This window comes from Nocardia sp. NPDC003999 (genome assembly GCF_053604885.1).
The window spans coordinates 275,527-297,272 of the sequence record NZ_JBSGIB010000005.1 but is presented as its reverse complement, the minus strand read 5'-3'; the positions used below and the strand labels follow the sequence as shown (position 1 = coordinate 297,272).

Below are 21,746 nucleotides of genomic sequence, written 5' to 3'. Positions count from 1 at the left end.
TGCTCACGGCCGACGACGTCGATCCGCGTCCGTTCACAAAACGAGCCCTGCACTCGACCGCCGCGAGGCAGCTGATGGAAGGCGTGGACAAGGGATACGCCCTTATGGTGGACCGATGGCATCGGTCAAGCAGGTCCAAGTCACCTTCGACTGCGCAGAACCCGAGCGCGTCGCTCGCTTCTGGTGCGAGGTGTTGGGCTACGTTGTACCGCCGCCGCCAGAGGGGTTCGCTACGTGGGAGGATTTCGATCGCTCGCGGCCGCCTCAGCTTCAGGGTTCGTCGTTCGCCTGCGTCGATCCCTCGGGAGTGGGCCCTCGGCTGTACTTCCAGCGCGTTCCCGAAGGGAAGGTCGTCAAGAATCGAGTGCATCTCGATGTGCGGGTCGGCACCGGCCTCGTGGGTGAACAGCGCCTCGCCACACTCGAAGCCGAGTGCGCACGACTTATCGCCCTCGGCGCGATACGCGTGCGGCTACTTTCCGCCGATGACCACAACGAGTCGTGCATCGTGATGCAAGACATCGAGGGCAACGAGTTCTGTCTCGACTGAGAGACGCGATCCCGGTACTACCCGCCTCCAGCTTCGCCGCTGTTGCATTCTCCACGCTTTGGCAAGGCACCCAAGCGCATCAGCTTTGCTTACGAACGACTTTGGGCGCGGAATTTTGAAACACCACAGGTGGTTCGTTCGATGAGACGATTATGTTGCCGGGGCGGCCGCGGAGGAAGCTGACATGATCGACGGAATGGCCGTTGCCACTCACCTGGCTGTGGCACTGGGGGCAACGGGCGGACGGCCCGTGGACCGATCGGTGGATCAAGGATTGACCGCGCTCACCGGTGTGGTCACACGCGGGCTCGGACGACGCGCACTAGATGACCTCGACCAGAACCCGCACAGCATGGCAGCACGCCGCCAACTCGCCGCCGAGATCGAACGCGCGGCAGCCGCCGACACGGAATTCGCCCGCGAACTCGCCGCCCTGCAAGCCACGCTCGGCAGGCTGAACGGCGGAACCGTGATCAACACCGCGACCCACGGCAGCCGGATCGTCACCGGCAGCAAAGGCATCACGGCTGGTGGCAGCATTCACAACACCACATACGACATCGCGTCGGATGAGGATCTGTCCCGAGCTCCGGTCTGGACGAAGGCACTGTTGTGGATCGGCTTGGTGTTCGTCGGTATCGGCTTCGTCGGTGGCCTGATCGGCATGTCTCGAGGCGCGTCGGTGTCGGGGCAGTTCAACTTGCTGCCGTTCTTCCTCATCGGCGGTGTCCTCATGACCTTCGCCGAGCTCGGCGCGAGAACGTCGACACCTCGACGCCGCCGGTAGGTCGGAAGCAGTTCGCCCGCTCGGTCGCCTTGCGGTGGTACAGCCAGGTCGTCACCCCGACTAGTGAGATCCGCAGGAGAATTCAGAGCTTGTCGGATGTGCGGCGGTTTACTGGAAAACAGCTGGATCAAGGCCTCTTCCGCTCGTCGAATGAAAACATGCTGCGGTTATGGGCTTTCAATATCCACGTCGCGCGATCGTGCCAACTCCTGGCACGCAGACCGCTACCTCGAGGGTCGTACCAGAAATCAGTGAGATGAATTTTCAGTCGGAATGTGTGAAACAACGCCGGTGGCTCGTTCGATAAGATGGTTATGCTGCCGGGGCGGCTGTGGAGGAGACTGACATGATCGATGGAATGGTCGTCGCCGCATATGTGGCCGCGGCGCTGGGGGCAGCCGGTGGACGGTTGGTCGACCGATCGCTGGATCAAGGACTGACCGCGCTCACCGGCGCGGTCACACGCAGGCTGGGACGGCGCGCGCTCGACGACCTGGACCGAAACCCGGCCAGCATGGCGGCACGCCGCCAACTCGCCGATGAGATCGAACGCGCGGCAGCCGCCGACGCGGAATTCGCCCGCGAGCTCGCCGAACTCCGAGACAGACTCGACCGGATGAACGGCCCGACCATCATCAACACCGCCACTCACGGCAGCCGGATCGTCACCGGCGGGGACGGCATGACCGCTGGAGACGACATCCATAACACCACCTACGATTCTCCGGCCCCCGGGGATCTGTCGGGGGCACCTCTGTGGAGCAGGGTCCTGATCTGGATCGGCACGACAATCGGAGTGATCGGCTGGGCGATCGCCGGAATCGCGATTGCCCAGCACACACCGGGGCACATGAACGATGCCACAAACGGATTCGTGGTCTTCATGATCGGAGTCGGTATCGCGCTGGTGGGTCAATACGGCGCAAGCACGTCGACACCTCGACGGCGGCGGTGACGCCAGCCCATCGCCCCACCTCCGAATGATGGACGCGGCCACCCCCTCACCGCGGGCCACGGACGATAGAGCGGATACACGCGGAGGCCACGACCAACGCTGATGCGGCATTGCGTTCGGCTGTGCTATGTTGGGACTCGCGGCCGTCGAAGATCAAGTTCCGACAACGCATTCGAGGTGGGGGTAATGAAATCAGTATTTCGCATGGGCATCGTCGCCGTCGCGGTAGGCATCGGCTCCGTCGTGATCGCCGGACCAGCCCAGGCCGACGTATGGCGTGATGCGGTATGCGGCCACGGGTATCACTACGGCCAGAAAGTCGATATCCACGGCCAGCAGTGGAAGATCGAAGGCGAACGAGGCAACGGCGCAGGATACATCCTGAGCGATAAGTACGGTCGGACAAACCAGGTCGACTGCTCGTAGGCACTCACGACCACGGTTGTCAGTTGAGGCGGCACTTTCGGATTCTCCCGAAAGTGCCGCTTCATCAATGCAATCTACGAACGGGAGGCGACACGTCGAGAGCACGCGGAGCGCTCCCTGTGCGTAGGTTCAGACTGGATCATTGCTCGACCCGGCGATCTCGTCCATCAGCATCCGCAGGGTCAGGGAGTGTTTCTCGGGCGGAAGGGCATCCATCGCGCTGCGTGCGGCCCGAATTCCTTCGGCTCGATCACCCGCTCTGACCAGCATCAGACCGCGATGCATCTCCAGATGCGTTGCGAAGCGCGGCAACTCGGCCGGAAGTTCCCTTCGGGCCTGCTCTTGTGCGGCGACCGCGAATTTCTCATCGCCGAGGCGCGCGGCGAGCAGGGACAGGAACACGTTCATGCGCCACCACGGAACGGCGTAGTCGGAGGTCTGCTCGTAGGACCCCGATTTGTCGAACACCCGGCGTCCCTCTTCGACGAGAGCGCGCCCCGTCTCGCCATCGCCTCGCAACACTGCCGCATGTGCCTTGCCCATGATCGCATTGAGCCGACCCAAGCTCGGCTTGTCCGACAACGCCAGCGCCTGGTCGGCGAAAAGATCGGCGACTCCCAACGCCGCACCCTCGTAGCCGAGGGCGATGGCCGCACGCCCCCGCACCCACACGCGGGTCTGCTCATCCTCGGAGCGGTCTGCGGCTTGGGCGGCCATTCGATACCAGGTGACCGCCTTCGTGCCGTCCGACCCTGGAAAAGTTTTCGCGTACAGCGTCATGAGCCGGGCTGCAGCTCCCCACATCTGCGGACTGTCCAACTGCTGTTGCAGGATCGCCAAGTCAACGGCCAAACGCCGCTGAATATCCGACGCACCGAGTGACATGTAGTCGGTGCTGTAAACGCTGAGCTTCTCCTGCCACGCCTCGATGCTCGGCCCGGCATGGTCCAGCCGCGCCGAGAAACCGGCAGCCAGCAGATCGGACGCCACTATCGGCGCGACGCTGGTCGCCGCCACCTGAGCCAGAAGATGCCGTCTGTTCAGGCCTTCGTCCTCGAACACAGCTAAAGGCACGTCCAGCACCGCCGACAGATGGCGCAGCCAGAACCGGCTGGGTACCGTGTCAGCGTTCTCCCAACGCCTCGAGATGTACTGCCGGGAAATACTCGACCCCGAGTGAGCCGCCAATTCGTCGGACAGCCGGCCCCGCGACCATCCCCGTGCCTTCCGAAGTTCACGGATCAACTCGCCTACACCCATAGGCCGATCATCTCGTGGTTCGACGTAGAGGAGTAGCACCACGCGCGAAGGCGCGAGTCAAGCTGACGGTTCTTTGTTCAGGACTCCCCGCTGCGCGTGCTTCCTCCCGTGCTCAGTCGGTAGTCAACTGGCGAGCAGCGAGAGCCGGTATCGCCGCGATCTTCTCCGACGTCAACGAATCCCAGACAATCCCTGCCGGTCGACGGCGCTCATCGCACCAGATCACATCCTCCGGCGTGACGATCAAGTCAACGCGAAAGTCGTGCCTCCCCTCTGGTAGCGGCTCGTCGACCACCTGGAGTCGGTGGACGGTTGTCGCGATCACCGTGTCCGGACCGATTCTTCCGCCCTCTTGGAGGAGCGCGAGCTCAATGTCCGAATACCCTGCGCCCTTGCCCAATCGAGCACCATTGCGGTTGACTGCAACGCTTCCAATGACAACCATGTCGACCGGAGCTATCTCGTTCACTTCGACGTTTCGTCCGATCGCGGCCGCAACGTCCTTTCGGGCAGCGCGTTCGGGTGGCTCGGCCAACGCAGCAGGATCCAGAAGATAGAAGGGCTTCGGCGCGGCCAAGCGCGGAACCGCCATATAGACGATCTTTCCTTCCGCGAGGGCGCGGACCCTGACCGGCAATTGCGCGGTGTCCGGAACTGTCTTGACAACCCGAGCGCGCTTCCACTGGCTCAGCCCGGCCAACCGCTCAGCTGCGACCTCAGCACCCGCGAATGCCGGGATACGACGCGGCGCACCCGGGCGCGTGACCTTCTCATTCTCCAGTGTGTCCCATATGCCTTCGCGAATCTCCTGCTTCTGACGGTCAATACTCACTTCGCGTCTCCTATCGCGCCATCAACTCGAGAACGCGGTCGTATACGTCCCGCAAAGCCGCAACGTTGCGGTAAGACCGTGCCTCGCGACACACATTGAATACAATGTTCAGCCCTGCGCCGCCACGTGTTTGCTCCACTGTATCAATCGCTTTGTTCAGAACGAGCGCGCCTTCTTCGAATCTGTGCTGCCGGATTTGAGCCAGGCTCAGATTACCCATGACGATCGCATCAGTCTTTCCGCCAGTTCTCCCCGACACCTCCGCCAAGATTGCCTGAGCACGCTTATCCTGCCCAAGAAAGAGATAGCATGACCCAGCGAGCCGATTGTATTCCAACTCGGCATCTACTCCCATGACAATCTCGCCATCAGTAAGTCTTCCACGCAGACTGTCAGCGTCACGCAACGCCTTCTCGCACTCGAACTGTCTACCCATCATCGCGAATGCTTCGGCTTGATGGAGCAGCGCTACGAACACCAACTCTCGACTGACGCTCTGCACTGTGGCCAGTAGACGAACAGTCGAACTCAAAGCGGAATCTGGATTCTTTTCTCCGTAGAGCGAAACGTATATCTTTCGTAGGAGTGCATGCCCTTCAGCTACCGGATCACCCAACGCCCGTGCGGCCGAGATCGATTGATCGATATAGTAGTTCGCCGTCGAGTTGTCTCGCCGCTGCGAAGCATCCCAAACCAGTCGACTCATCAGTGTTGCAGCCTTTGCCTCGACGGCAAGCAACTTGCTCCTGATCAGCTCATTCTCCGCATGCTTCTGCAAAAAGCGCACTTGGCCAAGATACTGTCCAGCCTGCCCGAGAAGAGATGTCGACGGTTCCATCTCATAGGATGCATTGAGATCGCATACGTGACTCCGAATTCGGTCGATCGTCGCCGCATCGACTCGTTGGACACTGCGCTGGACTCGACCGCCGTCATCGCCCCCAGGCGTCCCAGGACGAGATCCATCTCTCACGTTGGCGAGTGCGGACTGAAAGCGTGCACGCTGCCGGTCATCGAGCCGTTGCAATAACGTATCCATACCCGCAGCGAACTCACTGGCAAGGGTGATAGTCGGTCCGCGACGTTCCCACTTGCAAACGGCAGCCAGAGAAGCCGGAGATTGCCGCGAACTCCTTTTGTGTGCGACGGAGCGCTTCGGTACGCAGAAGGCGCACCTCGACACCCGTCCACCTGGTCACGATCATCGCATCCGTCCAATCGTGCACACACCGGTCCTTGTGGACATGAGCGTAGCGGCTCCGTAGCAGTCGCCCGGTTCCAAACACGTTCGCGGTCAACAACGCTTGGGGACAGCCCCGACGCCGGGTGCCGCCGGTTTGATCCCGGCCCGCCGACTGCCGATAGGCAGCGGCGGTTCGACCTCGGCGTCGGGTGCACACCAATCGTTCGAGCGAGGGGAGACGCTTGTGCCCGTACCGAATCGAGCCGGGGACACACCGTTGGCGGTGTGCCATTTCTACCGCCAGGTGTGTGACTTGCCCGCCGAGGTGGACCCGCCCCATCTAGGGCGGATCATCTTGCGGGTAGGTCGGGTGCGCGGGTTGATGATGCCCGCGTTCATCGGTTCGGAAGTCAAAGCTTGGATGCACCGCGCTGGTCACCGGGCTGGGCCGGTGTTGACGCATCCTCGGTCCCAGCGCTGGACATTTTTGACCGGGCCCGACCTGCCCGAGGACATTCGGTTGTTCGCGGAGATGTCGCGGTTCAGTGTGTCCATTGTGAGCGGTGGAACCATCGCGTTGCCCGGTCCCGGTCAGCGTCCCGGCCTGTTCCGAGCATGGGTGCACTCGCCGTGCGACGCCTACCGGCCCACCGGCCGGATCGTGGTCGAAGCGATACGGGGATGCGCTGCTGAGCACACGCGGCGGCGTCAGCGGGTGGGGTGGCACATGCCTGACGACATCAGCGCCGCAAGTGGGGTTCTCGTGCCGGATCGACCACCGCGGCTCTCCCGGTGAGCGGCGATCAGGAGGCCGAGCGCTCCGCCGCCGAACTCGATGTACTCACCGAGGTGATCGGCACGCTGGTGACCACCACCGCGGATGCGGTACGCGACGGGATGACCGAGGCCGCCCGCGCCCATGTGATGGCGAAGGTGATCTATGTCCTGATCACCAGCGCCCGCACCGCCGCAGCGCCCCACACCGGGAGGCTGTATGCCGCCGCGGTGCTCGATCCGATCATCGAGAACACCTCAGCCGCTGACGAGATCACCTTGCTGGATCTGCTGATACCCGCGCTCATCGGCCAGCACGTCGGCGGTATCTGAACGGAACTGACCGCCTCTCGTACGCTGCGCTCCTCTCCGGAAGGAGCACAAGCGTCCTATCCGCGCCTGCCGAACGAGCGCTTGTATCTGCAACCGTGACCGCGCGCCGGTACGACGACGACTTGATGAAAACATACGGTCGACCGTATATTCTCCTGCATGGAGCACAATGTCTTCACCGAGGAGACCGACCCGTTCTGCCTGGACCAGGCGGACGCCGTGGCCTTGCTGGCCGGAGCCCCGTGGGGCAGGTATGCCGTTGTCGGCGACAGTCTTTCGGCGGGAACCGGCGAGCCCACCCTGGGCTACCGAGATCAGGGCTGGTCGGACCGAGTTGCGGGTGTCTTGCGGTCCGTCCGGCCGGATCTGGATTACCTCAACGTCTCCGAGAACGGGGCGACAACCGCCCAGACGCTCGAGAAGCAGGCGGCCCGCATGCTCGAGTTCTCCCCGGACCTGCTCCACCTGCCCTGCGGGGCCAACGACATCGTGCGGCGCAGGCCAAATTTCGGTGAGATAGAGCGAACGCTGCGGCAGATGTACGACCTGGCGAAGGGAACCGGGGCCCTGCTGACCACTTTCACGCTCGGCAGGGCGTATGTCGTCCCGGCCTTCCCGGACTGGCCGGAGCGGATCGCCACGGTCAACGAGATCGTGCGGGGGCTGGCTGCGGAATACGGCGCCCTCGTGGTGGACATGTGGGACCACCCGATCAACGACCGCGACAACCTGCTCAGCGCGGACGGAATCCACTTCTCGACCTCGGGTCAGGCCGTCATGGCGGCCGAGATGGTCAAGAAGCTGGCCGAATCCTTTGGCACCGACAAATGAAGAGGTCTCTCATCGTGGCAAGTAGTCAACAAGCAGCCAGCCGGCCGGTAGCAGTCGCGGAAGCGGACGCGATTCCGTGGATGACGGTATCGATTCTTCTGACCGCCCTGTTCATGGCGGTTCTCGACTCGTTCATCGTCGTGGTCGCCGACCCCTCGATCGCGGCGGACCTGCACGCGTCCGACGGCGATGTCCAGTGGGTGCTGGCGGGCTATCAGCTGAGTTACGCGGTCTTCATCATCACCGCTACGCGCCTGGCCGACATGTACGGCCGCAAGCGGATCTTCCTTCTCGGGGTGGTCCTGTTCACGCTGTCGTCGGTCGCTTGCGCGCTGTCACCGAACGCGGGCAGCCTGATCGCCGCGCGTGTCGTCCAGGGTCTGGGAGCCGCCCTCATGGTTCCCCAGGTGTTCGCGTACGTCACGGTGCTGGTGCCCGCGGCGAGGCGGCACAGCGTCTACGGCGCGCTCGGCATCGTCATGGGCATGGCCACCATCGGCGGACAGGTCATCGGCGGACTGCTGATCGGCGCAAACCTGTTCGACTCCGGCTGGCGCCTGGTGTTCTGGGTGAACGCGCCGATCGGAGTCGTCATGCTCCTGCTCTCCGTACGATTCGTGCCGGAGACAGGCTCGGCCGCCGACCGCAAGCTGGACATGTCCGGCGTCCTGGTGCTCAGCACGGCATTGTTCCTCTTGGTGCTGCCGCTCATCCAGGGGCAGGAGGCGGGTTGGCCGGGGTGGGTCTGGGCTTGTTTCGCGGGCAGCGCGGTCGCGTTCGGCCTGTTCGTCGCGATCGAGCGGCGCCTGGAACGGCGCGGCGGGGATCCGCTGGTACTGCTGAAATTGTTCGGACAGCGCTCGTTCTCGCTCGGGATCGTTCTCGTGCTCGCCCTGTATGCGCTGATCTACTCGTATTATCTGGCCTTGTCGGTAACGATGCAGCAAGGCCTCGACATGTCGGCGCTCGGCGCGGGTCTGGTCTACACGCCCGCCGCCATAACGTTTTTCGTGTTCAGCATGGTAGCGAGCCGGATGGTTCCGAAGTATGGACGACGCGTCCTCGAGGTCGGGGCGATCATACTGGCGACCGGTTACCTGGCGACCGGTCTCTTGCTGGTGTCCGGCCCTAGGATCACTCCGCTGCTCGTGATCCCCACCCTGATTCTGCAGAGTGTCGGTGGCGGACTGGTTATTACGCAGGCGCTCAACACGGTGCTGAGCCGTGTCCGGCCCGAGTCGGCCGGTGTCGCGTCAGGGGCCTTGTCCACGGCCCAGCAGTGTGGCGGAGCGCTCGGCGTCGCCGTCATCGGAGCGGTCTACTTCAGCTCGTTCCACCCGGCCGAAGTCGGCAGGGTCGCCGCCGCAGGCCACGCCTTCGCGGTCGCGTCCTTCGGGACGTTCGTCATCGCTGTCGTAGCGGGCGTTGTCGTCTTCCTTCTTCCGAAGCGGCCGACGGTCCAGGTGTGAATGCGAGGACACGGTCGGGGGCTGCGGACGAAGTGGTCCAGCTATAGCGACGTCCGGGCAGATCGATGGCCCGTACCTCCACCAGCGAAAACATTGGCGCCGCGCCACTGTCGAGCGTATGTCGGCGGGCCATGACAATCCATCAGATCTGGGTCGCGATGTCGAGCATGGTGAGCACATCCGAGGCCGGACGAACGTCGCCGAATGATCTGTAGATGGTGTGGAGTGTGGCGTTGTGGTCGCGGTCGCGGCGGGCGGCGTTGGCGTCGGCGACCATGATCACTCGGAAGTCGAGGGTGGCGGCGTCGCGCGCCGAGGACTCGCAGCACACGTTGGTGACGGTTCCCGTGATCAGGACGGTATCTATGTGTCGCTGTTCGAGTAGTTGCGGCAGGACGCAACGACCAGGGAAGAAGGCGCTGAACCCGGATTTGTCGACGAACAGGTCATCGTCGTGGGTGGCCAGATCGGGCCACAGTCGAGTGGGTAGCAGTCCGGAAGTCCCCGCGTCGCTGTAGGTTTCGGCGATCTTCGGGCCGAAGAACTCGCTCGCTCGCTCGGCCGGTTCCCCACTCGCGGGCACCACCCACGCGACGGTTCCGCCCGCTGTCCGCAACGCGTCGGCCAGGCGGTTGATGTTGGGCACGATCGCGCGGCAGTAGGCATTGCCGGAGACGTGGAGCGGCACCATGTCGATCACGGCCAAGGCGGTGCGCTCGGGATCGAGGTCCGGATACGCGAACCGGCGTCCGCGGCGGGATTCGTGGCGAGCGTACTCACGGGCCTCGATATGCCAGTCGTGCGTCGGGAGCGTCGGTGTGGCGTCGCCGTCGTCGCGAATCAGGTCGTACACATACGAACGGTCGCCCTTCCGGCTCACCCACACGCCCTCGGGCGGCAGGTCGCCTCGCCCCGCGTCGTCGAACGGGCGGCTGGACACCTCACCCGACTCCGAGCACACCACCCATCCGAAGCCGGGCAATCGCCGGCACCAGATGTCGAGGTCGACACGCTTGTACGACGGGAATCCATGCATCTCCCCCTCGCGGGCGAACTCATAGGTCAACCCGTCCACCCGCCGCACGAACTTCACACCCGACATCACGCCATCCTCGACGAACGACCCGGCCGTCTCAACTGAAACTCCTCGCCGAGCTCGACGAACTTCATGGGGACACTCGCGCCCCGCCCCAGCCGCTCAGTAGCTCGGCGCGGGTTCCGCTGGTTCGCGCTCACTCTGACGAGCCCGACGAGCACGCGGAACCGCCACAATAAGTGATGCAGCATTCATACACCATGAGCCCACCGCCACTCAACGGATGCGATGCGGCCGGAGGACTTCCCCCTGTCACCTTATGGACTTCCGCGCATGAAATACGCAGGTGAAAGTACCTATCCCGAAGCCAAAGCGGCGAGTCCACAGCAAGATATCGCCCGCAGGCAGCGTAACTTGCTCCGCGATCTCGCGTACAACAGTGCACACCCTAGCTACTATGTGAACCAATATTCTTCAACATAGGAGCGCAATGATGCGTACCCCCCTTCGCCTCGCCGCCGCCTCGGTCGCGGCGGCGACCCTCGTCGTCACCGCGGCCGGTGCGACGGCCGAACCGATCAGCTCCGCCCCGGCGACCGCTGTCGCGGCCGGAACCGGCTCGTCGGCGGTGGATTCCGGGGCGGCGGCGGCCCAATCGGCCGTGTACTTCCTCCAGCGTGGCGACGTCATCGGGATTCTCGTGCTCTTGGTCACCGCGCCCTTGCAGATATTCACCAGTGGCGTCTGCGATCTGGCCACCGGGTCGGCGCTTCCGAGTCCGTGCGCCACACCGAGGTGAACCCCCGGTGGCGTCTCCGCGCCGGTGCGCCGCGGCGGATTCGGGACGCACCCTGATCGGATCCCCACCGAACGGAAAAGACCCCGCCCGGCGGTGCAGCCGGACGGGGTCGGGTGTCCCCCAACGAACGAGACGTCGGGTTCTTCGCCGCTATCTACTTCGCCTGGACGGGAGGCTGGTTGATAGTGGAGAAGTACTGGATGGCGGCGCCGATCGCCACCGGGGCGGTGACCAGGATCTGGCCCGCGATGGTGCCCAGGGCGCCGATCGCGATGATGCCGCCGAGGCAGCCGATGGCCGCGGCCGGGATGAACGCGCCGAACAGGCCGACGATCGCCGCCGAGGCGACGGTCGCGCCGGCGATGCCGCCGAGCACGCAGCCCACGGCGCCGCCGCCGATGCCGCCGATCAGGGTGCCGAGGGTGGCGCCCATGGTGATGGTGCTGGTCATGCGGGACCAGGCGGCCTGCTCACGGTCGTATTCGTTCTTCCACGGGGCCTTGTCCTCGAACGGCAGGGCGACCGGCTTGTAGGCCGCGTGCGCCATGTCGAACTGCGGGGTCAGCGTCGCGGTGCGATCGGCGATGTCGGCCACGATCGGGAACTCGAAGTCATCGACCCGGAACTTCAGCGGCATGCCGGTGAGCACGGCGCCGTTGGCGGCCTTGATCTTGAACAGCCCGTCCTCGACGACCATGGAACCGGCATCGGTCGTGACGATGGACTGGGTGTCGGTGGCGTAGGCGGTGAAGTCGACGGCGTCCTCGCTGCCGGGCTGCGCACCGGCCGAGCCGGCGGCGATCCCGACTGCGGCGACCAGACCAGCGGCCACCGCAACGATTTTCCTCATCCTTGGTTCTTTCCTCTCGGTTTCTCACAGGAAGCGGTCGCGACGAGCGCGCCGCATGCCGACCGCGGACGCGGCGGGCAGGTCAGAGGTCGAGGACGAGCGGGCCCGATTTGGCTCGCGAGACGCACAGCATCATGGTGTCGCCGCGCGCCCGTTCCTCGTCGGTGAGCAGCTCGTCCCGATGCTCGATGTCGCCGGACAACACCGCGGTCTCGCAGCTGCCGCAGGTGCCTTCGCGGCACGAGGTGACGATGCCGATTCCGGCGGATTCCAAGACGTCGGCGATGGATTGGTTCGCCCCGATCCGGAAGGTCTTGCCGCTGGCCGCCAGGCGCACCTCGAACGGCTCGTTCGGGGCGAACTCCAACTGCCGCGGCACGAAGCGCTCCACGTGCACCGGCACCCCGGCGCGCGCGCCTTCGGCCTCCGCCGCCGCCAGCAGCGGCTCGGGTCCGCAGCAGTACACGGGGGTGTCGGAGAGATCGGCGAAGATCTCGCGCAGCGGCAGCAGGCCGTGCTCGTCCTGCGGCAGCAAGTTCGCCAGCGGATAACGCTCGGCGATGGCGTCGGCGAACGCCATGTGTCCTCGGGTGCGGCCGCCGTAGTACAGCGACCAGCGAGCACCCGAGGCTTCCGCGGCGGCGACCATGGGCAGGATCGGCGTGATCCCGATGCCTCCGGCGAGGAAGACATAGCTGTCGCCGCTCACGAGTTCGAAGTTGTTGCGCGGCGCGGACACTCGCAGCACCGAGCCGGGTTGCGCGGCGCGGTGCAGATAGGCCGAGCCGCCGCGCCCGTCCGGTTCGTGCAGCACCGCGATGCGCCAGCGCGCCCGGTCGGCCGGGTCGCCGCACAGTGAGTACTGCCGCACGCCCGCCGCGCCGACCGCGACATCGATGTGGGCGCCCGGTGTCCACGACGGCAGTTCGCCGCCGTCGACCGGGGCCAGGTCGAGCGCGAACACGCCCGCGGCCTCGTCGCGGCGGCGCCATACTCGCACCGCTGTGTCAGTCATATCCGTCCCCTAGCCCGGCAACGTCTCCGCGATCACCGTCGCCGAGATGTGCCGCCCACGCACCGGACGAATGGGCAGTCGATTCGCGCAATCGACGTTGACTATCGCCCCCTCGCCCGCACACGCGGCGCGCCGAGACTGACGCCATGACCACTGTGGCGCAATTGGTGGACAAGACCACCCAGTTCATTCGGGACCAGGTCGTTCCGGTGGAACGCGAGGTCGTCGTGGACGGGCGGGTGATGGACGACGCGCTGCGGCTCGAGCTGCAGAAGAAGGCCAAGGAGGCCGGCGTCTTCGGACCGCTGTCGGATCCGCGATACGGCGGCCTCGGCCTGGACACCCGAGCCCAGGCGCAGGTGCTCGAAGCCGCGGGGGCGAGCCTGCTCGGCCCGATCGCGGTGAACGCGTGGGCGCCCGACGACGGCAACATCCACCTGCTCGCGCACGTCGCGAACGAGGAGCAGCAGCAGCGCTACCTCGCGCCGCTGGCCGCGGGCGACGTCCGTTCCGCGATCGCGATGACCGAACCCGCCCCCGGCGCCGGATCCGACCCCGGGATGCTGCGGACCGTCGCCGAGGAGACCGAGTCCGGCTGGGTCATCAACGGCGCCAAGCATTTCACCACGGGCGCGCAGGGGGCGGCGTTCACCATCTGCGTGGCGCGCACGGGTGACGGCCCGACCATGTTCCTGGTCGACCAGGACAACCCCGGATTGCGGGTGGGTCGCCGGATGCCGACGCTCGACCACACCAGCGCGCCCGGCGGCCACTGCGAGGTGACCTTCGACGACTGCGAGGTGCCCGATTCCGCCGTGCTGGGCCAGGTCGGCCAGGGGCTGGCGCTCGCGCAGGTCCGGCTCGCGCCCTCGCGGCTGGTGTTCTGTATGAACTGGCTCGGGCTCGCGGTGCGGGCGCACCAGCTGACCATCGAGCACATCGGCACGCGCACGTCGTTCGGGGTCCCGATCGCCGAGCACGGCATGGCCCAAGGCCTCGTCGCGGACAACGAGATCGACATCGCCGCCGCGCGCGGCGTGATCCGCACCGCCGCCGAGACCATCGACGCGCAGGGGCCGACCTCCTCGCAGGCGCGGCACGAGGCGTCGATCGCCAAGACGTTCGTCTCCGAGGCGGTCTGGCGGGTGCTCGACCGGGCGGTCCAGTTGCACGGCGGGCTCGGTGTCTGCGAAGACCACCTCGTCGCTCGATTCCTGGTCGAGGCCAGGGCTTTCCGCATCTACGAAGGACCCTCGGAGGTCCTGCGCTGGTCCATCGCTCGCCGCGCCCTGCGCACCAAACGCTGAAGGAGACGTCATGACCACGCGTGAGATCGCCGGTTTCGCGGCGGCCTATCCCGAACTCGACTGCGACGCCGTCGATTACGAGTACCTGCGGGCGGTGTCGCAGGAGATGGTTCCGTTCGGCCGCCACGTCGGCACGCTGATCACCGAGATCGGCCCGGAACGCGCCGTCGTCGAAATCCCCGCCGTCGGCTCGGTCCGCAACCACATGGGCACCGTGCACGCCGGGGCGCTGTTCACCGCCGCCGACATCGGCGGAGCGGCCGCGTTCGTCGGCGCGGCGGCCACCCGCCTGCGCACCGTCGAGCGGCTGGTGCTGCGCGGCGGCAGCGCGTCCTACCGCAAACCCGCCGTCGGCCGCATCCGCGCCATCGCGACCGTCGACCAGCGCGAACTCGCCGACGTGCTCGCGGCGACGGCCGCGCAGCGCTTCGAGCTGTCCGGCAAGGCGGCCCTGCTCGATGACGGCGACGTCGTCGTCGCGAAGTTCACCTTCGACTACGTCTGCGACATCACCCTCGCGGAGGACGAGCGATGACCACCGCGGCGCCGCAGAACCGTTCGGAGTTCACCACCCTGGAATCGGCCACGGTGCCGACCGGAGACGGGGTCACCTTCACCGTCCGCTTCCTGGAGTCGAAGAAGCCGGGTGCACCGGTCGTGCTGATCCTGCCCGCCATGGCGATGAAGGCGAAGAACTATCTGTTTCTCGCGAAAGAGCTGCATTCGCAAGGTCTTTCGGTGGCGTTGACCGACCTGCGGGCGCACGGCGAGGCCGAGCCCGGACTCGGGCTGCACCGCGATTTCGGCTACCGCGAGATGATCGAGACCGACCTGCCCGCCCTCGTCGCGGCGGTGCGGGCGCGGTTCCCCGAGGCGCCGATCCACCTGTTCGGGCACAGCCTGGGCGGGCAGCTCGCGTTGCTGTTCACCGCGGCCGAGCCGGAGCGGATCGCGGGCGTCACCGTCATCGGCACCGGCACGGTCTTCTGGTGGGCCTTCGGCGCGCGCCGCTGGTGGGAGGCGCTGAGCCAGATCCAGTGGATCGGCCTGGTCTCGCGGTGGAAGGGTCACTGGCCCGGCGGTGTGCTCATCCCGGCCCCGATGCCGGGCGGCGTCATGCGTGACTGGTCGATGCACTCGCTGACCAGCTACTACCGCCCCAAGGGCAGCAAGCGCCGGTACAACACCCTGCTGCGGAACCTGACCGCGCCGGTGCTGGCGATCTCGCTGTCCGACGACGTGCTCGGCCCGAAGTCCAACGTCGACTTCCTGGTCTCCCGGATGCCGAACGCCCGCGTGACCCACTGGCACATCGACGAGAACGCCCCGGTGGCCAATCGCGACCACTTCCTGTGGATCAAGGACTCCCCCGCGATCGCGGCCCGGGTGGCGACCTGGATCGTCGCGGGCGAGCTGCCGGGCTGAGGGGCGACGGTGGCACGACTGCGAATCGAAGCGGTGTCGAAGCGATTCGGCGCCGCCAACGCGGTGCGCGAGGTGAGCCTCGACATCGCCGACGGCGAGTTCATGGTGCTGCTCGGCCCGAGCGGCTGCGGCAAATCCACGCTGCTGCGCATGATCGCCGGTCTGGAGGATCCGTCCGACGGGCGAATCCTGCTGGACGACAAGGACATCACCCATCACGCGCCGCAACAGCGGGACTTGGCCATGGTGTTCCAGAGTTACGCGCTCTACCCGCACCTGACCGTCGCCAAGAACATCGGATTCCCGTTGCGCGCCCGGCGCACACCGCGCGCGAGGATCGCCGAGCGGGTGTCGGAGGTCGCCGGGGTGCTCGGGCTGACCGAGCTGCTGCGCCGCAGGCCGTCCGCGCTGTCGGGCGGGCAGCGGCAACGCGTGGCCCTGGCGCGCGCCATGGTGCGCGATCCCGGCGCGTTCCTGATGGATGAGCCGCTGTCGAACCTGGACGCGAAGCTGCGCAGCGCGACGCGCGCCGAATTGATCGGGCTGCATCAGCGGCTGGGCGCGACGTTCCTGTACGTGACCCATGACCAGGTCGAGGCGATGACCATGGCCGATCGGATCGCGCTGCTCAACGAGGGTCGGGTGGAGCAGGTCGGCACACCGACCGAGCTCTACGACCGTCCGCGTTCGACTTTCGTCGCCGGATTCCTCGGCGCGCCGCCGATGAACCTGTTCCCCGCCGTCGTCACCGAGCGCGACGGCTCGCTGCGCGTGGTGGCCGATGGGATCGATACCGAATTGGCCATCGGCGTCGAGGGTTTCGACGACGACCTGGAAGTGGTCGCGGGCATCCGCCCGGAACAGCTGCGCTTGGATCCGACCGGCGCCGACATCCGCGGCCGGGTGACGATGGTGGAGAACCTAGGCAGCGAGGAACTGATCCACTTCACCACCGGTGATCGCGTCCTGTGCGCCCGAGCGCCGCGGCCCGCGGGCGTCGCGGTCGACGACAACATCGCGCTGCGAGCCGCCGCGGAGCACATCCACCTGTTCCATGCCACCTCCGGGCTGCGCCTGACCTGGCAGGAGACGCGGCAGGACGCCCACGTCGACAGCGCGGGCGAACCCGTCGCCGTCGCCTGAACCCGAACACCCCTACTCGATGAGGAGAAACACCGTGAAACGCACCGCGCCCGTTCTGGGCCTGGTGTTCGCAACCACCGTCGCGCTCAGCGCTTGCGGCGGACTCGGGAGCACCACCACCGACTCGAACGCCGACAGCGCGCGGATCCCGGAACTGAAGCCGGACCAGCAGGTGTCGATCGTGTTCGAGTCCTACAACTACGGACTCGCCGGCGCCTGGACCGACACCTTCAACTCCTTGATCGCCGATTTCCGCAAGAAGTTCCCGAACATCACGGTGACCGCGCAGAAGCCGCAGGGCAACAGCCCGAACCCGGCCACGGACACCATCTCCAGCATCCAGAATCAGATGGTCGCGGGCTCGCCGCCGGACGTCGCCCAGCTCGGTTTCAGCGACCTGGACTTCACCATCCACCAGCTCGGCGCCAAGCCGCTGGACACGTTGGTCGGCAAGCAGGAAGTGCAGCACAACTTCGACGGGGCCCGGCACCCCTTCGCGCCGAAGGCCCGCACACTCGCCGACTGGGACGGTCACACCTACGGCGTGCCGTTCGTGTTCTCCACGCCCGTGCTGTATTACAACGCTTCGCTGTTCGCCGACGCCGGCCTGGATCCCGCGAAGCCGCCCGCCACCTGGCAGCAGGTCGCCGAGGCCGCGACGGCGATCACCGGGAAGACCGGCAAGGGCGGCATCTACGTCGACTGCCTGACCAAGACCGCCAAGGACTGGTGCTTCCAGTCGATGGTGCGTTCCAACGGCGGCCGGGTGATCTCCGAGGACCGCACCAAGCTCACCTTCGCCGACGCTCCCGCGGTCGAGGTCGCCGCGATGAGCCGGCAACTGGTCAACTCCGGCGGCATGCCGAAGCTCAACCAGAAACAGGGCTACGAGGCCTTCGCCCGCGGTGAGATCGGCATGATCCTGGAGACCAGCGCGATCCAGGGCACCTTCGTGACCGGCGCGAAGGACAAATGGGACCTGCGCTCGGCGCCGATGCCCAGCTTCGCGGGCAAGCCGACCGTGCCGACGAATTCCGGCGCTTCGCTGCACATCCTGTCCAACGACCCGGCCAAGCAGCGCGCCGCGTGGGAGCTGATCAAGTTCCTCACCAGCGAATCCGCCTACACCAAGATCTCGCAGGGCATCGGCTACCTGCCGCTGCGCACCGGCCTCATGGACGACCCACAGGGGTTGCAGACCTGGTCGAAGGAGAATCCGCTGCTGGGGCCGAACGTCGCCCAGCTGGCGAACATGGAACCGTGGATCTCCATGCCCGGCACCAACTACCTGCAGATCCGCGACGGCATGATGGACGCCGTCGAGGCGATCGTGTTCCAGGGCAAGGACCCGCAGTCCACTCTCACCGCCGCCCGCGATCAGGGCGCCAAACTCCTGCCGACGTCATGAGCGAGGTGACGATCGTCCAGCTGACCGACACCCACATCCGGCCCGCCGGGGAACGGGTGCACGGGATGGTGGACACCTACGCCAATCTCACCCACGTGCTGCAGCAGTTGCGTGCCTCACGGCAGCGCATCGACGCGCTGGTGCTCTCGGGCGATCTGACCGACACCGGGTCGCCCGAGGCCTACCGGCGGCTGCGCGGCGCGGTCGAGCCGGTGGCCGAGGAACTCGGCGCGCAGACGGTGTACGTCATGGGCAATCACGACGAGCGCACCGCCTTCGCCAGCGAATTGCTCGGGGCCGACCCCGCCGCGCTGGACCCGGACACCACCCACGACCAGGTGGCCGACGTGGCGGGTCTGCGGGTGATCGCGCTGGACAGCACGACGCCGCGACGGCACGACGGACGGCTCGAGGAGCACCAGCTGGACTGGCTGGCCGAGCAACTGCGCGAACCGGCGGCGCGCGGCACGCTGCTGGTGCTGCACCACCCGCCGATCCCCTCGCCCGTCGCGGCCACCGAGTACCTGCGGCTGGAACGGCCGCAGCTGCTGGCCGAGGTGCTGGCCGGTTCGGATGTGCGGTTGATCGTCTGCGGGCACAACCATCTCACCGGAGCGGCGGCGCTGGCGGGCATTCCGGTCTGGATCGGTCCGGCGCTGGCTTACCGGATCGATACGATCGCACCGGCGGGACGTCATCGGGGACTGATCGGCTTCGGCTACAGCCGCATCGATCTGCTCGGTTCGACGATGGTCGCCACGGCGATCGAGGCGACGCCCGCCGAGACCCTCTACGACCGGCCCGAGCAGGACGTGCTCGATCAACTCGCCGCGCTGGCCGCGGAGGCCGGGTAACTCGATGTTCGTCGTCGAATCGCCGCTGCCTGCCACGGAAGCGGCCGAAACGGTCACCCCGTCGCATCGCCCCGCCCGGTTCCGCCGGGCGGGGCGGTTCGCCGTGCCGTACCTGTATCTGGCGCCCGCGCTGGCGTTGCTGGTCGTGTGGATCTACCGGCCGCTGGTCCAGGCGGTCGAGCTGTCCACGTATTCGTGGAACCTGCTGCCGACCTCACCGATGAAGCCGGTCGGCACCGGCAATTACGAACGGTTGCTGGATCTCCCGGCCTTCTGGGATTCGGTGGGCCGCACCGGGGTGCTGATCGTGGGCATGCTGCCGTTCACGGTGCTGCTCCCGCTGCTCATCGCGCTGGCCAGCCGACGGGTGCACGGCCGGGCGCGGACGGTCTACCACGCGTTCGTCTTCGCGCCGTTCCTCGTCGCGCCGGTCGCGGCGGCGGCGGTGTGGCGCTGGCTGCTGCATCCCGGCAGCGGCTTCGTCGATCAGGTTCTGCGCTCGCATCGCAACTGGGTCTACGACGTGGACACCGCGCACGGGGTGATCATCCTGATCACCGGATGGCAGTTGCTCGGCTTCGCCGTCCTGGTGATCTGGGCCGGGCTGGCGGGTATCAGCGGTGACTACGACGAGGCCGCCCGGGTGGACGGGGCGAGCGCCCGGCAGATCCGACGGTGGATCACCCTGCCCCTGCTGTCGCCCACACTGCTGTTCCTGGTGCTGACCACGGTATTGCTCAGTCCCACATTGACTTTCCCGCTCATCGACTCGATGACGCAGGGCGGTCCGGCGCAAGCGACCACCAATATCTACTACCTGCTGTGGGACTACGCCTTCCACAGCTTCGACGCCGGACTCAGCGCCGCCGCCGGTGTGCTGCTGTTCGCCGGGTTCGGCGTGATCGCGGGTGTGCTGGTGTGGGTCTCGGAAAAGGTTTCTTTCCATGATGATTGACCGATTGCGCACCGCGGGCAGCCATCTGCTGCTGGCCGTCACCGCGGTGCTGTGCGCGTTCCCGATCTACTGGCTGTTCGCGACGTCGCTGCGGCGGCCGGAGGACGTCACCTCGCTGTCGCCGATCCCCTGGCCGATCTCGTTCGCCAACTATGCCGACGCGGCCGACAAAGTCGACGTGGTGGCCCTGATCGGCAATACCTTCTTCGTCGCGGCGCTCTCGGCGGCGGGGCAACTGCTCATCGCGCTGCTGGCCTCCTACGCGTTCGCGATGTACACCTTCCCGTTCCAGAAGGTGCTGTACCTGGCGTTCGTCGGCACCTGGCTGGTGCCGTTCCAGGTGACGATGCTGCCCAACTACGTCCTGCTGACCAAACTCGGGCTGATCAACTCCCTGGTCGGCGTGGTGCTGCCGACGTTGTGCTCGGCGCTCGCGGTGCTGCTGCTGCGCCAGCACATGGCGAGCTTCCCGAAGGAGCTGGTGGCGGCGGCGAAGATCGACGGACGCTCCTCCTGGTCGATCCTGTGGACGGTGGTCGTGCCGAATCTGCGCCCCGCGCTGGCGGCCTTGGGAATCCTGCTTTTCATCAACGCGTGGAACGAGTACTTCTGGCCCGCGGTGGTGCTGCGCCAGTCCAACAGCGTGTTGCAGCTCGGTCTGCGCAGTTTCATGGGCACCGAGGGCGATCAGTGGGGTCCGATGATGGCGGTGGCCAGCCTCGCCTGCCTGCCGGTGCTGCTGATGTACCTACTGCTGCAACGGCACATCGTCAACGCGTTCGTGCGGTCGGGGTTGAAATAGATCGTCGACGGGGTTTTCGAGGTCGGATAACTTCGAGAACCCCGGTCGGCGATGCCGCCGTCGACCGGGTATTCCCATCATCCGGACGGGCACTGCTGGTGGTGGTCGCCGATCAACGCCGCGGCCGGGGAGTCGATGTGTTCGCGCCGAGCTGGCCGACGGCCATGACACCGCCTCCGATCGCGAAGATCGCGAACTCTGTCCCGGGTTCCGCGTTGTGCTGGAAGAGCGCCGACATGAAGAGCGCGAAACCGACGGCCGCGATCGCGCCGCCGATCCAGATGCACGCTTTCGCCCAAGCAGGGGCTCTCGAGAGGTCATCAGGGCGGGGAACGTCGATGTTGGTGTTGGTGCTGATGTAGTCGCGCCCGACCACCTGGCCCCGGTTGTTCACCACGACCTGACCGCCCTGTTCGAGCTGCGCCACCACACTCGGCGCGTCCAGCTGATCCAGCCGAGCGCGTATTTCGGACAGTTCCCGGGCGAATTGCTCGTCGATCAGGGCTTCGCGCTCGATCGCAGTGGCGACGCGGCGGCGCGCCTGGATGCTGTCCGGGTTCTGGGAAAGGATCTCGACGGGCTGACGTCCGAGCCTCCGCGTCACTGTCGCGGTCAGGGCACTGAACGCCTCGTCCAGTTGGGTGTTCAGCCACCTTCCGCTCGCTCCCCCTACCGCTGCGGCCAAATAAGCGGCAATCGCCATTCCGTCGATCATGCTCGCCTCCTCCTGCGCCCACCGAGCAGCACAATGG

The 21,746-nt window shown here is 66.2% G+C and carries 23 protein-coding genes; 16 read left to right on the top strand and 7 right to left on the bottom strand.

Annotated features, from left to right (window positions below; genetic code table 11):
• Nucleotides 1–115 precede the first annotated feature (115 nt).
• The 4 genes from ACWESM_RS14305 (at nt 116) to ACWESM_RS14290 (ending at nt 2,718) form a co-directional block, all read left to right on the top strand.
• Nucleotides 116–550 (top strand): VOC family protein, encoded by a 435-nt coding sequence (locus tag ACWESM_RS14305; RefSeq protein WP_355076703.1) that lies wholly within the window; start codon nt 116–118, stop codon nt 548–550.
• 184 nt (nt 551–734) lie between these two features.
• Nucleotides 735–1,337 carry a hypothetical protein gene (locus tag ACWESM_RS14300; RefSeq protein ID WP_355076408.1) on the top strand — a complete coding sequence of 201 codons (603 nt, stop codon included), beginning with the start codon at nt 735–737 and terminating at the stop codon, nt 1,335–1,337.
• 346 nt (nt 1,338–1,683) lie between these two features.
• The gene (locus tag ACWESM_RS14295) at nt 1,684–2,292 is read left to right on the top strand and encodes a hypothetical protein (protein ID WP_355076409.1); all 609 of its coding nucleotides are present in this window, start codon (nt 1,684–1,686) and stop codon (nt 2,290–2,292) included.
• Between the two features lie 204 nt (nt 2,293–2,496).
• The gene (locus ACWESM_RS14290; protein WP_039804574.1) at nt 2,497–2,718 is read left to right on the top strand and encodes a hypothetical protein; all 222 of its coding nucleotides are present in this window, start codon (nt 2,497–2,499) and stop codon (nt 2,716–2,718) included.
• Between the two features lie 129 nt (nt 2,719–2,847).
• On the opposite strand, the gene ACWESM_RS14285 is transcribed toward ACWESM_RS14290, so the two are convergent.
• From ACWESM_RS14285 to ACWESM_RS14275, 3 genes are all read right to left on the bottom strand, one after another.
• Nucleotides 2,848–3,978: a helix-turn-helix domain-containing protein gene (locus tag ACWESM_RS14285; protein WP_452492064.1), complete on the bottom strand. Its 1,131-nt coding sequence runs from the start codon at nt 3,976–3,978 to the stop codon at nt 2,848–2,850.
• Nucleotides 3,979–4,090: 112 nt separating this feature from the next.
• Nucleotides 4,091–4,810 (bottom strand): 5-formyltetrahydrofolate cyclo-ligase, encoded by a 720-nt coding sequence (locus ACWESM_RS14280; protein ID WP_452492062.1) that lies wholly within the window; start codon nt 4,808–4,810, stop codon nt 4,091–4,093.
• 10 nt (nt 4,811–4,820) lie between these two features.
• Entirely contained in the window at nt 4,821–5,849 is a 1,029-nt protein-coding gene (locus tag ACWESM_RS14275) for a hypothetical protein (RefSeq protein ID WP_452492060.1), read from the bottom strand.
• A 936-nt stretch (nt 5,850–6,785) separates the two neighbouring features.
• On the opposite strand from ACWESM_RS14275, the gene ACWESM_RS14270 reads away from it, so the two are divergent.
• From ACWESM_RS14270 to ACWESM_RS14260, 3 genes are all read left to right on the top strand, one after another.
• Nucleotides 6,786–7,100: a hypothetical protein gene (locus tag ACWESM_RS14270; RefSeq protein ID WP_355076414.1), complete on the top strand. Its 315-nt coding sequence runs from the start codon at nt 6,786–6,788 to the stop codon at nt 7,098–7,100.
• Nucleotides 7,101–7,259: 159 nt separating this feature from the next.
• The gene (locus ACWESM_RS14265; protein ID WP_452492057.1) at nt 7,260–7,931 is read left to right on the top strand and encodes an SGNH/GDSL hydrolase family protein; all 672 of its coding nucleotides are present in this window, start codon (nt 7,260–7,262) and stop codon (nt 7,929–7,931) included.
• A gap of 80 nt (nt 7,932–8,011) precedes the next feature.
• Entirely contained in the window at nt 8,012–9,400 is a 1,389-nt protein-coding gene (locus ACWESM_RS14260; protein ID WP_452492055.1) for an MFS transporter, read from the top strand.
• 142 nt (nt 9,401–9,542) lie between these two features.
• Here the strand turns inward: ACWESM_RS14260 and ACWESM_RS14255 are convergent, their stop codons facing one another.
• Entirely contained in the window at nt 9,543–10,502 is a 960-nt protein-coding gene (locus ACWESM_RS14255) for an isochorismatase family protein (RefSeq protein WP_452492053.1), read from the bottom strand.
• A 424-nt stretch (nt 10,503–10,926) separates the two neighbouring features.
• On the opposite strand from ACWESM_RS14255, the gene ACWESM_RS14250 reads away from it, so the two are divergent.
• Nucleotides 10,927–11,235, top strand: coding sequence for a hypothetical protein (locus tag ACWESM_RS14250; protein ID WP_397077594.1), 309 nt, complete (start codon nt 10,927–10,929; stop codon nt 11,233–11,235).
• A 154-nt stretch (nt 11,236–11,389) separates the two neighbouring features.
• Here the strand turns inward: ACWESM_RS14250 and ACWESM_RS14245 are convergent, their stop codons facing one another.
• Nucleotides 11,390–12,085 (bottom strand): hypothetical protein, encoded by a 696-nt coding sequence (locus tag ACWESM_RS14245; RefSeq protein WP_364433571.1) that lies wholly within the window; start codon nt 12,083–12,085, stop codon nt 11,390–11,392.
• A gap of 82 nt (nt 12,086–12,167) precedes the next feature.
• Nucleotides 12,168–13,100 (bottom strand): PDR/VanB family oxidoreductase, encoded by a 933-nt coding sequence (locus ACWESM_RS14240; protein WP_452492050.1) that lies wholly within the window; start codon nt 13,098–13,100, stop codon nt 12,168–12,170.
• 146 nt (nt 13,101–13,246) lie between these two features.
• On the opposite strand from ACWESM_RS14240, the gene ACWESM_RS14235 reads away from it, so the two are divergent.
• From ACWESM_RS14235 to ACWESM_RS14200, 8 genes are read left to right on the top strand one after another with little or no spacing between them, the layout of a single operon-like run.
• The gene (locus tag ACWESM_RS14235) at nt 13,247–14,407 is read left to right on the top strand and encodes an acyl-CoA dehydrogenase family protein (protein ID WP_355076427.1); all 1,161 of its coding nucleotides are present in this window, start codon (nt 13,247–13,249) and stop codon (nt 14,405–14,407) included.
• A 10-nt stretch (nt 14,408–14,417) separates the two neighbouring features.
• The gene (locus tag ACWESM_RS14230) at nt 14,418–14,942 is read left to right on the top strand and encodes a YiiD C-terminal domain-containing protein (RefSeq protein WP_364433580.1); all 525 of its coding nucleotides are present in this window, start codon (nt 14,418–14,420) and stop codon (nt 14,940–14,942) included.
• The gene (locus tag ACWESM_RS14225) at nt 14,939–15,832 is read left to right on the top strand and encodes an alpha/beta hydrolase family protein (protein ID WP_364433583.1); all 894 of its coding nucleotides are present in this window, start codon (nt 14,939–14,941) and stop codon (nt 15,830–15,832) included. The genes ACWESM_RS14230 and ACWESM_RS14225 overlap by 4 nt, the downstream gene beginning before the upstream one ends.
• Nucleotides 15,833–15,841: 9 nt before the next feature.
• Nucleotides 15,842–16,975, top strand: coding sequence for an ABC transporter ATP-binding protein (locus tag ACWESM_RS14220; RefSeq protein WP_397279881.1), 1,134 nt, complete (start codon nt 15,842–15,844; stop codon nt 16,973–16,975).
• A 34-nt stretch (nt 16,976–17,009) separates the two neighbouring features.
• Entirely contained in the window at nt 17,010–18,383 is a 1,374-nt protein-coding gene (locus ACWESM_RS14215; protein WP_397279883.1) for an ABC transporter substrate-binding protein, read from the top strand.
• Entirely contained in the window at nt 18,380–19,237 is an 858-nt protein-coding gene (locus tag ACWESM_RS14210) for a metallophosphoesterase (protein ID WP_364433592.1), read from the top strand. Before ACWESM_RS14215 ends, ACWESM_RS14210 begins: the two co-directional genes overlap by 4 nt.
• Before the next feature lie 4 nt (nt 19,238–19,241).
• On the top strand, nt 19,242–20,192 hold the full coding sequence (locus tag ACWESM_RS14205) for a carbohydrate ABC transporter permease (RefSeq protein ID WP_452492047.1): 951 nt from the start codon (nt 19,242–19,244) through the stop codon (nt 20,190–20,192).
• Entirely contained in the window at nt 20,182–20,994 is an 813-nt protein-coding gene (locus tag ACWESM_RS14200; protein ID WP_364433598.1) for a carbohydrate ABC transporter permease, read from the top strand. The genes ACWESM_RS14205 and ACWESM_RS14200 overlap by 11 nt, the downstream gene beginning before the upstream one ends.
• 112 nt (nt 20,995–21,106) lie before the next feature.
• Here ACWESM_RS14200 and ACWESM_RS14195 read toward each other — a convergent pair whose 3' ends face one another.
• Nucleotides 21,107–21,709, bottom strand: coding sequence for a hypothetical protein (locus ACWESM_RS14195; protein WP_355076442.1), 603 nt, complete (start codon nt 21,707–21,709; stop codon nt 21,107–21,109).
• Nucleotides 21,710–21,746 lie beyond the last annotated feature (37 nt).

Excerpts from the sequence above, each read along its gene's own strand:
- ACWESM_RS14275 (WP_452492060.1), bottom strand. The coding sequence starts at position 5,849 with ATGGATACGTTATTGCAACGGCTCGATGACCGGCAGCGTGCACGCTTT.
- ACWESM_RS14240 (WP_452492050.1), bottom strand. The coding sequence starts at position 13,100 with ATGACTGACACAGCGGTGCGAGTATGGCGCCGCCGCGACGAGGCCGCG.
- ACWESM_RS14245 (WP_364433571.1), bottom strand. The coding sequence starts at position 12,085 with ATGAGGAAAATCGTTGCGGTGGCCGCTGGTCTGGTCGCCGCAGTCGGG.
- ACWESM_RS14230 (WP_364433580.1), top strand. The coding sequence starts at position 14,418 with ATGACCACGCGTGAGATCGCCGGTTTCGCGGCGGCCTATCCCGAACTC.
- ACWESM_RS14235 (WP_355076427.1), top strand. The coding sequence starts at position 13,247 with ATGACCACTGTGGCGCAATTGGTGGACAAGACCACCCAGTTCATTCGG.
- ACWESM_RS14290 (WP_039804574.1), top strand. The coding sequence starts at position 2,497 with ATGGGCATCGTCGCCGTCGCGGTAGGCATCGGCTCCGTCGTGATCGCC.
- ACWESM_RS14265 (WP_452492057.1), top strand. The coding sequence starts at position 7,260 with ATGGAGCACAATGTCTTCACCGAGGAGACCGACCCGTTCTGCCTGGAC.
- ACWESM_RS14305 (WP_355076703.1), top strand. The coding sequence starts at position 116 with ATGGCATCGGTCAAGCAGGTCCAAGTCACCTTCGACTGCGCAGAACCC.
- ACWESM_RS14200 (WP_364433598.1), top strand. The coding sequence starts at position 20,182 with ATGATGATTGACCGATTGCGCACCGCGGGCAGCCATCTGCTGCTGGCC.
- ACWESM_RS14195 (WP_355076442.1), bottom strand. The coding sequence starts at position 21,709 with ATGATCGACGGAATGGCGATTGCCGCTTATTTGGCCGCAGCGGTAGGG.
- ACWESM_RS14205 (WP_452492047.1), top strand. The coding sequence starts at position 19,242 with ATGTTCGTCGTCGAATCGCCGCTGCCTGCCACGGAAGCGGCCGAAACG.
- ACWESM_RS14300 (WP_355076408.1), top strand. The coding sequence starts at position 735 with ATGATCGACGGAATGGCCGTTGCCACTCACCTGGCTGTGGCACTGGGG.
- ACWESM_RS14210 (WP_364433592.1), top strand. The coding sequence starts at position 18,380 with ATGAGCGAGGTGACGATCGTCCAGCTGACCGACACCCACATCCGGCCC.
- ACWESM_RS14255 (WP_452492053.1), bottom strand. The coding sequence starts at position 10,502 with ATGTCGGGTGTGAAGTTCGTGCGGCGGGTGGACGGGTTGACCTATGAG.
- ACWESM_RS14225 (WP_364433583.1), top strand. The coding sequence starts at position 14,939 with ATGACCACCGCGGCGCCGCAGAACCGTTCGGAGTTCACCACCCTGGAA.
- ACWESM_RS14260 (WP_452492055.1), top strand. The coding sequence starts at position 8,012 with ATGACGGTATCGATTCTTCTGACCGCCCTGTTCATGGCGGTTCTCGAC.
- ACWESM_RS14285 (WP_452492064.1), bottom strand. The coding sequence starts at position 3,978 with ATGGGTGTAGGCGAGTTGATCCGTGAACTTCGGAAGGCACGGGGATGG.
- ACWESM_RS14295 (WP_355076409.1), top strand. The coding sequence starts at position 1,684 with ATGATCGATGGAATGGTCGTCGCCGCATATGTGGCCGCGGCGCTGGGG.
- ACWESM_RS14250 (WP_397077594.1), top strand. The coding sequence starts at position 10,927 with ATGATGCGTACCCCCCTTCGCCTCGCCGCCGCCTCGGTCGCGGCGGCG.